Origin of the sequence: Maribacter sp. HS (assembly GCF_048059195.1) — a bacterium.
Lineage (GTDB): Bacteria > Bacteroidota > Bacteroidia > Flavobacteriales > Flavobacteriaceae > Maribacter > Maribacter dokdonensis.
The window spans coordinates 188,839-203,901 of record NZ_JAYLVV010000003.1; the positions used below are offsets into that span (position 1 = coordinate 188,839).

Below are 15,063 nucleotides of genomic sequence, written 5' to 3' on the forward strand. Positions count from 1 at the left end.
TGGAGGTGTCCAATTCTTTACAAAACATGAACCATTAGTAGAAAGTTATACCTAAATGACCGAGCCAATAAGTGGTTTTTCCAAACTTTCCAAAGAAGAGAAAATAGATTGGATCACCACAAATTACACCCAGAATGCAGCACAATCAAGAAAAATTCTGCAAACGTATTGGAATCTAGACCAAAGCGTTCAACAGTTGCACGATGAATTTATAGAAAATACCATTACCAACCTCTACGTACCCCAGGGCATAGCTCCCAACTTTTTAATAAACGATACGCTTTATGCCATACCCATGGCCATTGAAGAGAGTTCGGTTATAGCGGCAGCGAGCAAAGCCGCAAAGTTTTGGTTAAAAAAAGGAGGATTTAAAACAACCATATTAGGAACCGAAAAAGTAGGTCAAGTTCACTTTATATACAAGGGCGATACCAATAGGTTAAATTCTTTTTTTACTTATTTAAAGCCTATTTTATTAGCCGAAAGTGCCTCCTTAACTTCCAGTATGGAAAAAAGGGGCGGTGGTATTACAGATATTGTTTTAAAAGATAAAACCAAGCAACTAGAAAACTATTACCAACTACATGCCACCTTTGAAACTAAGGACGCCATGGGTGCCAATTTTATTAACAGCTGTTTAGAGCAATTTGCAGCTACTTTAAAAAAAGAGGCCGGTAATTACGATGATTTTTCCACACAGGAAAAAGATGTTGAAGTAGTAATGAGCATTCTGTCCAATTACGTACCCAATTGTAGCGTACGTGCAGAAGTTAGTTGCCCGGTGGAAGATTTAAAACTTACAGAAGAATTAACACCACAGCATACCGCCGAAAAAATAGTACAGGCCATTAAAATTGCACACATAGAACCCTATAGAGCGGTTACGCATAACAAAGGCATCATGAACGGTATAGATGCGGTTGTTTTGGCCACTGGTAACGACTTTAGGGCCATAGAGGCAGGCGTACATGCTTATGCTTGTAGAAATGGTCAATACAGCAGCCTGACCCATGCATCCATTGAAGATGGCATCTTTACATTTTGGATAGAACTTCCCTTGGCTTTAGGTACTGTTGGCGGACTCACAAATTTACATCCGCTGGTAAAACTAAATCTTGAAATACTACAACGCCCTTCTGCTGAAGAACTCATGCAAATTATAGCGGTAGCGGGTCTAGCACAAAACTTTGCAGCAGTGAGTTCATTGGTTACTACCGGAATTCAAAAAGGACATATGAAAATGCACCTTTTGAACATTCTTAACCAGCTGGGCGCCAATGAAAACGAAAAAGCTAAATTAGTTACATATTTTAAGACCAACCCCGTAACGCACCACGGCGTGGAACTACAACTTAACGAGATAAGAAAATAAGCCTTTACCATATGCCCACATCCTTTTACAGCAACGGTAAATTATTGCTCACTGGAGAATATGCTATTCTTGACGGAGCCAAAGGTTTGGCTTTACCTACAAAATTTGGACAGTACCTGAGCTTATCCCACTCAGAGTCAGAGAATTTTATTTGGAACAGTTTAGATGAAAATGACGCAGTTTGGTTCAGTTCAGAATTTTCCAAGAATAGGCTTGAAACCATTCACACTTCTGACCCGGAAGTAGCTCACAGGCTATCTCAAATTTTAGTAGCGGCTAAAAAACTTAACCCTTTATTTTTACCAAATACGGATGAAGTAAATGCTGTAGAAACAAAAGTAACCTTCCCTAGAGATTGGGGCCTTGGCACTTCTTCTACCTTAATAGTAAATATAGCATCTTGGGCAGAAATAAACCCCTATGAATTACTGGAGGCTACCTTTGGCGGTAGTGGTTACGATATTGCTTGTGCTACACATAAAACGCCAATTACTTATCAAAGAAATGGCTATAGTCCAAACATACAGGAAGTCAGTTTTAAACCTAATTTTGAAGACCGACTTTTCTTTGTTTACCTGAACGAAAAGAAAAATAGTAGAGATGCCATTACCAGTTATCGCAACTTGAATTTCAATAAAACCGAACTGCTTAGCGCAATCAACAATATCACCGATAAAATTTTGAGCTGCACTTCTTTGAAGGAGTTTGAACACCTACTCAACCAACACGAAAAGATCTTATCTAAAACACTTCAGGTACCAACTATTAAAAGCACTCTTTTTGCAGACTATCCGCATACAATAAAAAGTCTAGGTGCCTGGGGCGGAGATTTTGTCCTTGCTATTGGAACAGAGGAGGATATGGTATATTTTAAAAATAAAGGCTACCATACCATTCTGCCTTATCAAAAAATGATATTATAAAAAAAGAGCATCTAATTTAGATGCTCTTTTTTTTTTAATTTGACAAACTAACTTTTTAGTAAAAAGTAGCTCTTTTATCTTCTATTTCCGCACCTTCTTTAAGAGCATTATACACTGCTGTATTCACACGAGCAGCAGCTCCTGTTTTTAATGCATTTGCATATACACTATAATTATCAAGCTTAGGTGCTTCGGTTTTCTTTACAATTTCAATTTTAAAGATTCCGGTGTTACCTTCTATTAAACCAGAAGTTGCACCTTCAGCCATACCATAAGCAGTTCCTACCACTACAGGCTCGCTACCTGCACCAGGAATTGTAGGGGACTTTACTGTAAGAGCAGAAGCATTTGATACACTTACACCATTATCAGATGCAATAGTACTCATGTCTTTACCTTTATTGGCCGCAATAATCTTTGCGGCTTTACGCTCTTTTCTAATTTTAGGCAACACAAGTACGGAAGCATCTTCAGCACTCATAACACCTTCTGCGTAAGAACCTGTAAGTTGAACTACTGCATAACCGTTATTAATATTGAATCTCTTAATGTCACCAACCTCAGTATCTCCATTGAAGGCCCATTGTACAATATTTCTTTGATTTGGCAAACCAGGAAGGTTTTCATCCAAAGCTTTTATTTTGTTTACCGGACGAACAACATAGTTACTCTCCTTAGCCAATGTTGAAAAAGCACTTTCATCATCCGTAGTTTCCATTTCAAATTTGGTCGCATTGGTAAACAACGTATTTATTGTTTCTTCTGAAGCTACTATCTCTCTTGAAACAGTTGCAATCTGAACCACATCTTCCTTATCATCAATTTTAATTACATGAAATCCAAAATCTGTTTCGACCATACCGATCGAACCTTCTGAGTTTCCAAATGCAAAGTCATTAAAAGCAGGAACCATTACCCCTCTTTGAAAGTACCCTAAATCTCCACCATTAGGAGCAGATGGACCATCTGAATTATCTCTAGCCAAGGTTGAAAAAACAACACCAGATTTTTTTGCTTCCCTTAATAGTTCTTTTGCCTTTGCCTCAGCTTCTTCTTTTGTTCTCTTTACTTCCGGGTTTGCTCTTGTAGCACCTTCATAAGCTAAAAGAATATGACTTGCTTTCACCGAACCGTTTGGTTTTCTAGCAATCATTTTAGAAATCTTATAAGAATCCCCATCTTTATATGGCCCGTAAATTTGACCTATGTTCAAACTCATTAAGGTGTCCGCAACACTAGATGGTAAATTTTTCTTAGCCTTAAAAATAGTATCGAACTTGGTGTCTGAATATCTATCTAAAAATGCCGCAACATCTTTTGTATTTCTAAAACCTCTAATAGTATCGTTACGGTCTGTTTGAGAATTATACTCGATCGTATCGTCTAAAAGTTTTGTGATTTCTTCTTTGATAGCGGTTTCATCAGCTTCAGAAGGCTTTTCCTGAAAAAATACATACTGTAAATCTCTTGCAGGATCCTGCTTGTACTCTTCTTTATGCTTGCTAACGTAATCTGCAATTTCGCTTTTAGTTACTGTAATTGTACTATCTGGAATAGAAGTATAAGGTACTCTTACATACTTAATATCCATTTTCTCGTTAGCCAATTTATAATCTAACTCACCTTCTTTTAAGGTAGCACCAACGCCTGCCTTAACCATGTTAAAGTAAGTTTGCTCTTTTGCCAATTGTACGATCTCAGCTTCTGTTTGCAACCAGGCTTCATATTGCGCAGGGTTGTTCACTTTCCAATCTGCAACGGTCTGCTTAAACATATTTGCATCAAACTGACCATTCTGATCTTGAAATTGAGGATTTTGAGCATAACCTGTTGTTCTTAAAAAGTCAACGATCTGATCTTGCTCTATACCAATTCCTAAATCTTCAAACTGCTCACCTAAGATGGTCTTTCTTATTTTATTTTCCCAAACCTGATTTACCACTTGCATATTAGATGCAGTAGGACCAATTCTATTAGAAGCCACCTCTACCTCTTGTCTAAATTCATCAATAGAAATATCTTCTCCATTAATTTCGGCTACGGACGAACCTACTTTATCTCCTCCAAAATTGCTACTGGTAAATACCCCAGAAATAACAAATGCAAAAAGTGCCAAACCTATGATCAAGATCAACACTGTTGTACGTTTCCTAATATTTTCTAATACTGCCATTCTTATTAACGTTTAAAATAATCGTTTGTGGTTATTGGGTGGCAAAACTACCATTTTTAATTGAAATAATAAAAACTAAAAAGCCACCTAATTTATTGATTGATGCACTGTTATTCCTCTTCCAAAACTTCTATGGAAATCAAATCTATTTTTGTGTTGGAAACTTCCAACACGGTAAACTTATATTGCTCTATAGTAAGCTCTACCTCTTTTTCAGGTATTTCACCCAAAGTATGCACTAAAAGCCCACCAAGGGTCTCATATTCATCTGATACAGGAAGACTTAATTTATAATTTTCATTGATATCATCTACTTCTAACCTTGCAGAGAACAAATAATGACGCTCATCTACCCGCTCTTCCCTTAAATCCGTAGTATCATGCTCATCTTCGATCTCACCAAAAAGTTCTTCAACAATATCTTCTACCGTTACCAAACCAGAGGTACCGCCATATTCATCTAAAACAACAGCTATACTTTTTCGTTTTTTGATGAGAACATTCAATATATCTTGAATAAGCATGGTCTCCGGCACAAACTCAACCGGCAGTAAAATACTTTTAATTGTCTTAGGTTTTTTAAAAAGCTCATAAGAGTGTACATAGCCTATAACATTATCTACGGTATCATTATATACCAGTATTTTAGAATAGCCCGTTTCCGTAAACAATTTCGCCAAGTTTTTTGGAGTTTCGTGCATTTCTACCGCAACTATTTCAGTTCTAGGCACCATAACTTCCCTAGCCTTTACAGCTGCAAACTCCAATGCATTCTGAAAGATCTGTATTTCAGTATCTACTTCATCTTCCTCCTCTACCGTTTCCATTTGCTCGGTAATGTAATCTCCCAACTCTAACTTGCTAAATGCCAATTGGACCTCATCACCTGATGTACCAAATACGTACTTCAAAATAATATCGGACACCCAAATAATAAAGTCGGATATAAATGAAAAAAGTATATAAAATAAAAATGCAGGTATCGCCAATAATTTCAAAAGGTTATTGGCATAAATCTGAAATAGCACTTTAGGTAAAAATTCAGCGGTAATCAAAATGATGAACGTAGAAATCAAAGTTTGGGTCAACAAACTAAAATCTGTAATCAACAACTGCAAAATTGCATTATCGGGCACTATTTCAGTGAACCAGTTCATGAGCAATTCTCCCATGAAAAGTCCATAAATTACCAATGCTATATTGTTACCAATAAGCATGGTAGCTATAAATTTTGATGGTTTTTTAGTTAACCTTGTCAGTACAGTTGCTAAAAAGCCCTCTTGTTTTTTCTCAATTTCAATATGAATTTTGTTCGCAGAAATAAAGGCAATTTCCATTCCTGAGAAAAATGCTGAAAAAATCAAGGAAAGTATAATGATAATACCGGCTGTACCCACTATTTATTTTGATTATCACGCTTACGCTGTTCAAACTTCTTTCTATAATTTCGTCTAAACAAGAACATACCTATTGAAATTACGGCAAAAAATATAAAGAAATACGCCATACTTCGATCGGTATTCCAATCCGTTATTATTCTATAGACAGAAAAGCCCGCGACTATAACGTACAAATACTCTGTATATCTTAAAATATTAATCATTTTTTTCTTCTTTATCTTCTTCTTTGATCAACATTAAACCATAGGTTTTATGTGCATTTAAAAACTTCAGGTCTTTTTGTATATCCATACCTTCACCATCCATTACAGTACCGTCATCTGGATTGGTAAACGTAAATTTTTCTTGGGTAAAAGCCCACTCATTACCACGATCATAATATAGCTGTGATGTAGCTAGCTTTTTACCGTCATCTCCTTTTATAAGCACATTACCACGCAAATCTACAATAGAAGTCTTAGAGTACAATACTCCATAATCTGCCTCTATCGTTGTTTTTTCATTTTTCTCGTTAAAAATTTCCACTAGTAGACCTTCTGGGAAAGTTTGATACGGAAATGAAAGCTGCTCAAAATCGTTTCTGATCGGTCCGGATAATACTGCCATTACCCTAGACGAACCGTCATCTTCAGATCCTAATTTTTCAGGTGTTTCAGTATAGGTAAGTACAAAATCCTCTACTACACCCCTGGGGTAAATTTTCTTTACCGCTTCTTCACCCACTCTCTTGTAATTATCTTGACAAGATAAAAAAAGCATTGCCATGGTACATACCACGGCAATGCCTCTAAAATTATAAATCTGTTTCATTTTCTCTATAAAGAAGGTACTTTCACGCTACCACCAACCCAACAGTTGAACGTAACGGTCTTACCGGCCATACCTGAACTAAAGATCATTTCTTTAGTTGGAGCTTTAGCACTGTAACTGTTTGCCGCTTGACTAGCTGAACCCCCTAATGAAGGATCCACTCTTCCTGCTTGTCTAGCCATATCTGCAGCTTTCCAGTAAATTGCTCTCTTTTCAAACGCTGAGCTACCACAATCGTTAGCACTTGTTGCGTACAAGTTAGCAATTAAAAGATATGCACGACCATTTGACGGGTTAGCATCAATAGCTTTTTGAGCGTATTTACGTGCAGTAGACTTACTACCTTTTCTTTTATTGATCACCGCAACTTTGTAAGCGATCTTAGATTTCTTATCGTTATCTGTTTCTAGAGATAATGCCTTATCAAAATCCGCAAGGGCACCAGAACTATCTCCGTTCTTCATTTTTAAAGTACCACCGTAAACATAAGCATCTGCAGAAGGATCTAGAGACAATTGTGCTTCAAATAACTTTTGGAACATTGGATCATCTGTACACTCTTTGTTGAACATAAGACCTACCGCTCTTTTTACCCAAACAACATCACCCTTTTTCTCTTCAAAACTCTTTTCATATAAAGGAATAAGGTTACTACAATCTGCCAATGGACCTAATTTAGAATCAATACTACCAGCAATCTTACCATAAACCTCAGAGTAAGAGTTATAAGACTTTAAACGAGACTTTTCTTTTGAAGTTAAAGTACCAGCTTCTTCTTTTGGTAAAAGCTTAGCTATTTTACCTGTAAGCTTTTCATTTTCAGTTTCTATTTTTTCGGTAACTGCATCATATACATCAAAAACTTCTTGTAGATCTTTTCTACCTGCTTTGTGCTCATCAACCAAACTAGAGAAATAGATATATAAAGCCTTTGGGTTTGTAAAATTAGCTTCATCTTTTGTAAATGCCTCGCTTAACATACTGTACATCTTAGCATCATCTGCCATTTTGTTATCGTACATTACCAATGCCTTATCTACCATTGTTTCACCCGGACTAGTTTTAGATGAGAAATGTTTAAGCTTATTATCATAAAGCCCCATAAGATCATTGGCAAACTTTTCTTTGTCTGCACCTGTAGCCTTATCTACCTTATCTTTTAGGATACGCTCACCATAAACATATATAGCATTGTTTAATTGAGGACATGTTTCATAAACCATTTTCCATGGCTCATAGGCCGCTTCGTAATTTTTAACTTTTGCATGCTCGGAAAATATTGACAGGTTGGTCATACATTCAGGGTTTTGCGCCTGCGCATTGCTCACTCCCATCATCCCAAGGAACATAATTGCCGTGAAGTAAAGTTTCGATTTCATTTTTTCTCTTTTTAAAATGGTTAATGTACTAAATTTTTATTAATTGATTTTTCTTTTCTGGAACCAACGATCGTTCAATGAGAGACCTACATTAAATTTAAAATAGCTTTCTTCAATCAAATCGGCCTTAGTAGTCCCTCTTCTACCAAACTCAAAACCTAAGTTAAGGTTAGAGAAACTTCTGCCCAGTGGTAAGCCTAATCCAAAAGTTATGCCAAAGTTATTTATATCAACATCGTTCACCAACATACCCGTCTTATCTAAACGTAAACCTGCGCGGTAGGTAACCCTTTTTAAATAACTTGTAAATGAATCATGATCAGGGGTTAGAAAGGCACCAAAGGCAAATGAACTTGCATCTTCATACGCCACATTAGCAGAACCCAAGAAAGCATTTTCAAAAGAACTCATTTCTTGAAAACTATATTCTGCACCCACAAACCATTTATAATCTTCACCATAACCAATACCCAAAGTAGTAGTGGTCGGTATCTTTAATTCCGTATTCTCTAAATTCTGAGCAGCCAAATTCACCTCTAGCTCTTCTATGGTTACACCACTGGCCACTGAAAAAGAACCCAATTGCCTATCATTCTTGGAAACCAAATTACCTTGGGTGTTCACACGAACCGATGTATGAAGTCTTTGCCTACCCTTAATTAAAGGCGTATAATTTAAAGCATAGTTGAAATCAAAACCATTTACTCTAGATGAACGCCTATCAAATGTACCAAACTGCACATCTTCTATTTGCTGCAACCTTTCACTTTCAAGTGTACCAAAATTGAAATTAACGGTTGCACCAATACTTAAGTCTTTTACAATTTCATACCCAATTGAATAAAAAGCGCGGGTTAAACCACCCTCACCCGTATAAACATTAGTCAACGACCCGCCTGTTTCGGTACGATCATCAACCAAATTATATCCTACCGAAGAATATGGCATTATACCAAACCCTATACCCAAACCTTTACCTACACTAAAACCAAGTGCCAAGTAATCTAAAGTTGTAATAGAGCTTTCCTCTTCTGCTGTGAAACTTTTAAGCGTAAATTGTTTATTGGAGACTCCTGCTGTATAGGTCACCAATCCTTCCCTGTCCATAACTTCTAGACCTAACTTACCAAAAGCTGCTGGGTTTTTTAAATTGATATGAATACTATCGGCATATACACCAATACCTCCCATCATTTGATTTTCTACCGTACTGTTATTTTTTAAGTCACCTATTCCGTAAAAAGAATAAGGAGAAACAGTACCATCTTGAGCGTACAAACCAATAGTGGTTATGTATACAATTGTAATTACAATTTTTCTGATCATTTAGTGCTTGTTGTATTCCAGCAAATAATTAAGCCCTTTCAGGAGAAATTTGGAATCCGCAAATATGGTATTTTTTAATCGTTTAGACAAAAATAGTGTGTCTCCACCGGTTAAAATAACTGTTAAATTTTTAAATCTTGCTTTGTAAAGATCAATGACACCGTCTATTTCCAGTGTAATTCCATTTACCGCCCCACTGTGTAGACAGTTTTCTGTGGTGTTGCCAATGTAGTCTAACAGCTCCTTTTTTTCGAGTAACGGCAATTTAGATGTTTGGTAATGCATAGCATTGTACCGCATTTGCAAGCCTGGGGAAATTGCGCCGCCTAGGTACTCATCAAAATCATTGATCATATCAAACGTAACACAGGTTCCGGCATCAATAACCAAATTATTTTGATGTGGATTATAATAATAGGCAGCCGTAGCCAAGGCCAAACGATCTACACCCAAAGTTTGTGGAGAGGCATAAGAGTTCTTAAACGGCACTTTTGACGCATGACTAAGCTCATGAAGTTCACTAAAAATAGCCAAAACCTTAATCTGGTCCTTTGAAATTGACCCTACACTAGAAATTATTGAAAATTCTATTTTAGGAAATTCCTTGAAAATTCTTTTTACTGCCTCAACAAACAAATCTACAACAACAGTCTCTAAATGAATTATTTCCGACTTTTTAAAGATCGCTAATTTGACATTTGTATTACCCGCATCAACAATTAAATTCATGTTGCAAAGATTAAAAATTAAAAAAACATTTTTCTTTTTTTACGATTTAGTTTGGAAATCATAAAATTGAAATTATATTTGCACCCGCTTACAGCAAGCATGGTGCCTTAGCTCAGTTGGTAGAGCAATGGACTGAAAATCCATGTGTCCCTGGTTCGATTCCTGGAGGCACCACAATAAATCCTTACTTAACGGTAAGGATTTTTTTGTTTACATCCCTTTCTTTTCTACACCAAAAATATACAAGGATAGCCAACCTACATACCATTACAGCTGTATTTTTCACTTTATAAGTTGTAAGTAGACAAATTGTAGAGCTTCCAGTGAAAATTTGCAAATCAAATTAGTTGCGGTACTGTTAACATCTACTAAAGACTACTTTAGCCGATATCACCACAGTATACAGTATAGTGAAGCAAATTTCTACCAATAGATAGGAAGTAAATAAAGATTAAAATTTAAGCGTAAATTAAATAGGCGCAATTCATACAATGATTTTACAACATGTTAATCCCAAACCCGTTCTACCTTATGTTCAGTAAAATCTTCAATTTTTAATTCATTTTCTGAATTGTTCACAATGGTCAAAGCCCTAAAAAACTCATTGGGGAAAATTTGATTGGTCATCACATACTGACCCTCATTGATGAATAGCTCTAACGAAGAATGGTCTATAAGCATCATTATTTCTATAGGTCCGTCCGGTATATTCGGAATCTTCATTTGTTGAACACCAGGAGCAAATTTTTCACTAAAGTCTACCTTACCCGATTTTCTTCGGTCAAAAGTGACAACTTTCTTGTCCCTATCAACATCTATACTCACGCTATCGCCATTTTTATTTCTAAAGTACATTTGCGCATTGGGCACGGAAAGCGTAAACTGTATTTTACTCTGGTTCCCATATTTAAGAGGCATAATTCTTTTTCTCGTAGGCAAGATTTCCAAAACACTTTCCGGATAAGCCATTGCTACGTGCCTCTCAAAACTTTTTAACGGATAGTTGTACAACAACACGTCATCATTTACTTTCCGCAAGGTCAATTCTCTAGGCACTGTCATTGCACTTCGCCATTTATCGGTAGGTGTATCTCTTGCATAGTCCCAATTGCTCATCCATCCAATAAAAACACGTTCATCATTAGGTGCATCGTTATAGGTTACTCCTGCATAATTATCCCTACCTAAATCTATCCACTTATGCTCCACTTGGTCCGAGGTAAATGTTTCTCCATCAAAATCTCCTATAAAATATTGCGTACCACTACCCCCATTTGGCGCACCCGGATTTATACTGATCAACAATACCCATTTTACCTCTTCGGTACCTTCAATCTTCAACGGAAACAAATCCGGACATTCCCAAACACCTCCATGAGCACCTTGCTCTTTACCAAACTCACTAACTTTTTCCCACTCTTTTAAATCAGGAGAGTTCCATATTTGCAAATGATCACCTGCCACTAGTAGCATTGTCCAAGTTTCTGCCTTATCGTTCCAAAACACTTTGGGATCCCTAAAATCTTTAATGCCGGTATTACCGATTACAGGGTTGCCTTCATACTTGATCCAACTATCACCATTATCCAAGCTATAGGCAATGCCCTGAGTTTGAAAATCTTTTTTACCTGCCTGCTCGCCCGCCATGTCATGATAGGTAAAAATAGCCACCATTGCCGTCTGATCTTCCGTGCCAAAACCCGAAGTGTTATTATGATCCATAACGGCACTACCAGAAAATATCAATCCATGTTCATCTGGAAAAAGTGCAACTGGTTTATGCTTCCATTTCATCATATCTTTACTTACCGCATGACCCCAATGCATAGGCCCCCAAACGGTACTATCCGGGTAATATTGATAGAACAAATGATATACCCCATCATTATAGACAAGTCCGTTTGGATCGTTCATCCATTTTGCTTCTGGTGTAAAATGATATTGAGATCTATAGGGTTCTACATAATATCCCGTAGGCTCCAATTCTTCATTAACAATATCCTTTTTCACCTCTTGCTTACAACTTGCCATTGAAATAACAGATAATAGTATAAACAACTGTAAGCCTTTACTTTGCATAATTTTAACCATAAATTCACTCTTATATCGGTACTTCTTAAAACCTAATTATAGTACCTTTGTAAGGATGAAAATACTAATTTTTAAATTAATATTCAGTTTTGTAGTTCTCTTACCTTTGTCCAGTAAAAGCTTAGCACAAGACAAAATTACAAAGGCTTTGAACTCTTGGAACCAAGGCACTATACCCTATGTATATTTTGATAATCTACCGATTACCGATTCTATTGCATACCTAGATACAAGGGAAAAAGAGGAATTTGAGGTAAGTCACCTAAAAAATGCCATTTGGGTAGGATACAAAACATTTGACAAGCAAAAAGTTTTAGAATCTTTACCTGACAAAACACAACCTATTATAGTATACTGCTCTATTGGTGTTCGATCTGAAGATATTGGCGAACAGTTAAAAGATTTAGGGTATACCAAAATTCTAAACCTTTATGGCGGAATTTTTGATTGGAAAAATAAAGGTGGACAAGTTTTTAACGACAAAGAAATACCTACCGATAGCGTTCATGCGTTTAGCAAGCATTGGGGCAAACTTTTACAAGAAGGAATTAAGGTGTACTAGTTAGGAGTTAGGAGTTAGGAGTTAGGAGTTAGGAGTTAGGAAAATTTAAAGAATCAGATTGGGAATATTACAAAACAATAAGACGGAAAAAGACGAGAAAATTATAGATTTCACTCTCGCAAACTCAAACAACCTTTTGCTTATTTTCACCAGAAACCCAGAACTTGGTAAAGGCAAAAGGCGTTTAGCTGCAACTGTAGGTGACCAAGCCGCATTTGATATTTACAAATTCTTATTAGCGCACACGGTAGCCATTACCAAAAATCTTTATGCCGAAAAACAGGTGTATTACTCTGAAGAAATTTGGAATAACGATGTTTGGGACAATTCTAAGTTTGATAAAAAAATACAAATAGGCGATGACCTTGGCATTCGCATGGCAAATGCCTTTCAAGAAGGATTTAGAAACGAATATCAAAAAATCATTATCATTGGCAGTGATATGCTAGACCTTTCTCAAGATGATTTAGAAGATGCATTTAAGGCTTTAGAGAAAAACGATTTTGTAGTAGGTCCTGCAGAAGATGGAGGATATTATTTATTGGGCATGAAAAAATTTATGCCCGAACTTTTTAAAAACAAATCATGGGGAACGGAAACCGTTTTAAAGGACACCTTAGCAGACCTGAAAAATGAAACAACCGCCCTTTTAGAAATAAAAAACGACGTTGATTTTTATGAGGACATAAAGGATATTGAAGCCTTTGCCCCTTTTTTAAAACATATGAAAAAATGATGAAAGAAGAACTTTTAGAGTCTGTAGCTTACCTTAAGAACAAAGGTTTTGACAACCCAGAAATTGGTATTGTACTGGGCACAGGATTGGGAAAATTAGTAGATAGTATTGAAGACCCCATAGATGCCCATTATAACCACATTCCATTTTTCCCATTGGCCACCGTGGAATTTCATACCGGAAAATTAGTCTATGGCACCATATCCGGAAAGAAAGTTGTGGTCATGCAAGGTCGTTTTCACCTTTATGAGGGGTATGACTTTCTTGACATTACCTACCCAATTCGCGTAATGCATATGTTAGGTATTTCAAAACTGTTCATCTCTAACGCCGCTGGTGCGGTAAATTTAGATTTTAAGAAAGGAGATATGATGTTGATAGAAGATCATATTAACCTTCAAGGAGGCTCTCCATTGGCATTTAAAGGTGTAAGTGAATTTGGCGAACGTTTTGCAGATATGTCCGAACCTTACGATTTAGATATGCGCAACAAACTTACCGCCATTGCAAAAGAGCATGACATTTCATTGAAAAGCGGTGTGTATGCATCTGTTGTAGGACCTCAATTGGAAACTAGGGCAGAATACAGAATGATCAAATTGATAGGAGCAGATGCAGTAGGTATGAGTACCGTACCAGAGGTCATAGTTGCCAATCACTTATCATTACCCATAGTGGCCGTTTCTGTTTTGACCGATGAGTGCGACCCAGATAACCTAAAACCTGTTGATATAGGTGAAATTATTTCCATTGCCGAAAAAACAGAACCAAAAATGGTGAAATTATTCAAGGAATTGATCAAGCAACTGTAAGGTACTCCAGTATTTGACTACAATAAGTTAGCAAGTATTGATTTATGAGTACCCCACAGCCAACCATTAGCATTATTATACCGGTATTAAATGAAGAAAAGTACATTAAAGATGTGCTTTTCTCCATTTCTGCCAATGCACGAACCAAGTGTATTAAAGAAATATTAGTCATTGATGGCGGTAGCACGGACCAAACAATTACTAATGCTGAAGCATACGGAGCCACAGTATTAAAAAGCAAAAAAGGGCGTGCTGCACAAATGAACTTTGGTGCTACAAATGCCAACGGTGAAATTCTCTATTTTTTACATGTTGATACTTTACCCCCAGAGGGTTTTGACAAAGAGATCATTCAAGAATTCAAAAAAGGATTTGAAGTAGGATGCTTTCAAATGCGCTTTAACAGCAACAGTAGATTTTTAAAATTCTTTTCTTGGTGCACCCGTATAAACCACCACATTTGTAGAGGTGGTGATCAATCACTTTTCATTACCCGTAAACTTTTTCACCAACTGGATGGTTTTAATGAAAGCTATATTGTGTATGAAGACAATGAATTCATTCAGAGAGTCTATAAACTAAAACCATTTAAGGTAATTTCTTCTGCTGTAACCACTTCTGCCAGAAGGTACGAAGAACGCGGCATGATTAGACTACAGTATCATTTTGGCATGATTCATTTAAAATACCATTTGGGCGCCAAACCAACAGAACTTCATCAATATTACTTGAAATATATAGCTGCTTAAT

Annotated in this window: 14 protein-coding genes and 1 tRNA gene; 7 read left to right on the forward strand and 8 right to left on the reverse strand. The window is 36.6% G+C overall.

What is annotated here, in order from left to right; translation table 11 throughout:
* Positions 1–55 precede the first annotated feature (55 nt).
* Entirely contained in the window at positions 56–1,372 is a 1,317-nt protein-coding gene (locus VBZ51_RS05945) for a hydroxymethylglutaryl-CoA reductase, degradative (protein WP_074670058.1), read from the forward strand.
* Between the two features lie 11 nt (positions 1,373–1,383).
* A complete protein-coding gene (locus VBZ51_RS05950) occupies positions 1,384–2,295 on the forward strand; it encodes a GYDIA family GHMP kinase (RefSeq protein WP_416576361.1) in 912 nt (303 codons plus the stop codon).
* Positions 2,296–2,350: 55 nt separating this feature from the next.
* Here the strand turns inward: VBZ51_RS05950 and VBZ51_RS05955 are convergent, their stop codons facing one another.
* The 7 genes from VBZ51_RS05955 to VBZ51_RS05985 form a co-directional block, all read right to left on the reverse strand.
* Positions 2,351–4,468 carry a peptidylprolyl isomerase gene (locus VBZ51_RS05955; protein WP_416576362.1) on the reverse strand — a complete coding sequence of 706 codons (2,118 nt, stop codon included), beginning with the start codon at positions 4,466–4,468 and terminating at the stop codon, positions 2,351–2,353.
* A gap of 110 nt (positions 4,469–4,578) precedes the next feature.
* Entirely contained in the window at positions 4,579–5,865 is a 1,287-nt protein-coding gene (locus VBZ51_RS05960; RefSeq protein WP_074670064.1) for a hemolysin family protein, read from the reverse strand.
* The gene (locus VBZ51_RS05965) at positions 5,865–6,071 is read right to left on the reverse strand and encodes a hypothetical protein (RefSeq protein WP_416576363.1); all 207 of its coding nucleotides are present in this window, start codon (positions 6,069–6,071) and stop codon (positions 5,865–5,867) included. The genes VBZ51_RS05960 and VBZ51_RS05965 overlap by 1 nt, the downstream gene beginning before the upstream one ends.
* On the reverse strand, positions 6,064–6,678 hold the full coding sequence (gene lptC, locus VBZ51_RS05970; RefSeq protein ID WP_058105040.1) for an LPS export ABC transporter periplasmic protein LptC: 615 nt from the start codon (positions 6,676–6,678) through the stop codon (positions 6,064–6,066). Before lptC ends, VBZ51_RS05965 begins: the two co-directional genes overlap by 8 nt.
* Positions 6,679–6,683: 5 nt before the next feature.
* On the reverse strand, positions 6,684–8,057 hold the full coding sequence (locus VBZ51_RS05975; RefSeq protein ID WP_074670066.1) for a hypothetical protein: 1,374 nt from the start codon (positions 8,055–8,057) through the stop codon (positions 6,684–6,686).
* A gap of 39 nt (positions 8,058–8,096) precedes the next feature.
* Positions 8,097–9,383 carry a hypothetical protein gene (locus VBZ51_RS05980; RefSeq protein ID WP_416576364.1) on the reverse strand — a complete coding sequence of 429 codons (1,287 nt, stop codon included), beginning with the start codon at positions 9,381–9,383 and terminating at the stop codon, positions 8,097–8,099.
* Positions 9,384–10,112: a type III pantothenate kinase gene (locus VBZ51_RS05985; protein ID WP_058105037.1), complete on the reverse strand. Its 729-nt coding sequence runs from the start codon at positions 10,110–10,112 to the stop codon at positions 9,384–9,386. It lies immediately after the preceding gene.
* Between the two features lie 101 nt (positions 10,113–10,213).
* Here VBZ51_RS05985 and VBZ51_RS05990 point away from each other — a divergent pair.
* Positions 10,214–10,286, forward strand: a tRNA-Phe gene (locus tag VBZ51_RS05990).
* A 333-nt stretch (positions 10,287–10,619) separates the two neighbouring features.
* On the opposite strand, the gene VBZ51_RS05995 is transcribed toward VBZ51_RS05990, so the two are convergent.
* Positions 10,620–12,191 carry a glycoside hydrolase family 32 protein gene (locus VBZ51_RS05995; RefSeq protein ID WP_416576365.1) on the reverse strand — a complete coding sequence of 524 codons (1,572 nt, stop codon included), beginning with the start codon at positions 12,189–12,191 and terminating at the stop codon, positions 10,620–10,622.
* Positions 12,192–12,258: 67 nt separating this feature from the next.
* On the opposite strand from VBZ51_RS05995, the gene VBZ51_RS06000 reads away from it, so the two are divergent.
* From VBZ51_RS06000 to VBZ51_RS06015, 4 genes are all read left to right on the forward strand, one after another.
* Positions 12,259–12,765, forward strand: coding sequence for a rhodanese-like domain-containing protein (locus VBZ51_RS06000; protein WP_416576366.1), 507 nt, complete (start codon positions 12,259–12,261; stop codon positions 12,763–12,765).
* Between the two features lie 64 nt (positions 12,766–12,829).
* Positions 12,830–13,501 carry a TIGR04282 family arsenosugar biosynthesis glycosyltransferase gene (locus tag VBZ51_RS06005; protein WP_416576736.1) on the forward strand — a complete coding sequence of 224 codons (672 nt, stop codon included), beginning with the start codon at positions 12,830–12,832 and terminating at the stop codon, positions 13,499–13,501.
* On the forward strand, positions 13,498–14,313 hold the full coding sequence (locus VBZ51_RS06010) for a purine-nucleoside phosphorylase (RefSeq protein WP_416576367.1): 816 nt from the start codon (positions 13,498–13,500) through the stop codon (positions 14,311–14,313). The genes VBZ51_RS06005 and VBZ51_RS06010 overlap by 4 nt, the downstream gene beginning before the upstream one ends.
* Before the next feature lie 44 nt (positions 14,314–14,357).
* On the forward strand, positions 14,358–15,062 hold the full coding sequence (locus VBZ51_RS06015; protein ID WP_416576368.1) for a TIGR04283 family arsenosugar biosynthesis glycosyltransferase: 705 nt from the start codon (positions 14,358–14,360) through the stop codon (positions 15,060–15,062).
* Position 15,063: the final 1 nt, after the last annotated feature.

Coding starts and splice junctions, on each gene's coding strand:
- VBZ51_RS06010 (WP_416576367.1), top strand. CDS start 13,498: ATGATGAAAGAAGAACTTTTAGAGTCTGTAGCTTACCTTAAGAACAAA.
- VBZ51_RS05950 (WP_416576361.1), top strand. CDS start 1,384: ATGCCCACATCCTTTTACAGCAACGGTAAATTATTGCTCACTGGAGAA.
- lptC (WP_058105040.1), bottom strand. CDS start 6,678: ATGAAACAGATTTATAATTTTAGAGGCATTGCCGTGGTATGTACCATG.
- VBZ51_RS05945 (WP_074670058.1), top strand. CDS start 56: ATGACCGAGCCAATAAGTGGTTTTTCCAAACTTTCCAAAGAAGAGAAA.
- VBZ51_RS06015 (WP_416576368.1), top strand. CDS start 14,358: ATGAGTACCCCACAGCCAACCATTAGCATTATTATACCGGTATTAAAT.
- VBZ51_RS05980 (WP_416576364.1), bottom strand. CDS start 9,383: ATGATCAGAAAAATTGTAATTACAATTGTATACATAACCACTATTGGT.
- VBZ51_RS05965 (WP_416576363.1), bottom strand. CDS start 6,071: ATGATTAATATTTTAAGATATACAGAGTATTTGTACGTTATAGTCGCG.
- VBZ51_RS05955 (WP_416576362.1), bottom strand. CDS start 4,468: ATGGCAGTATTAGAAAATATTAGGAAACGTACAACAGTGTTGATCTTG.
- VBZ51_RS05975 (WP_074670066.1), bottom strand. CDS start 8,057: ATGAAATCGAAACTTTACTTCACGGCAATTATGTTCCTTGGGATGATG.
- VBZ51_RS05985 (WP_058105037.1), bottom strand. CDS start 10,112: ATGAATTTAATTGTTGATGCGGGTAATACAAATGTCAAATTAGCGATC.
- VBZ51_RS06000 (WP_416576366.1), top strand. CDS start 12,259: ATGAAAATACTAATTTTTAAATTAATATTCAGTTTTGTAGTTCTCTTA.
- VBZ51_RS05995 (WP_416576365.1), bottom strand. CDS start 12,191: ATGCAAAGTAAAGGCTTACAGTTGTTTATACTATTATCTGTTATTTCA.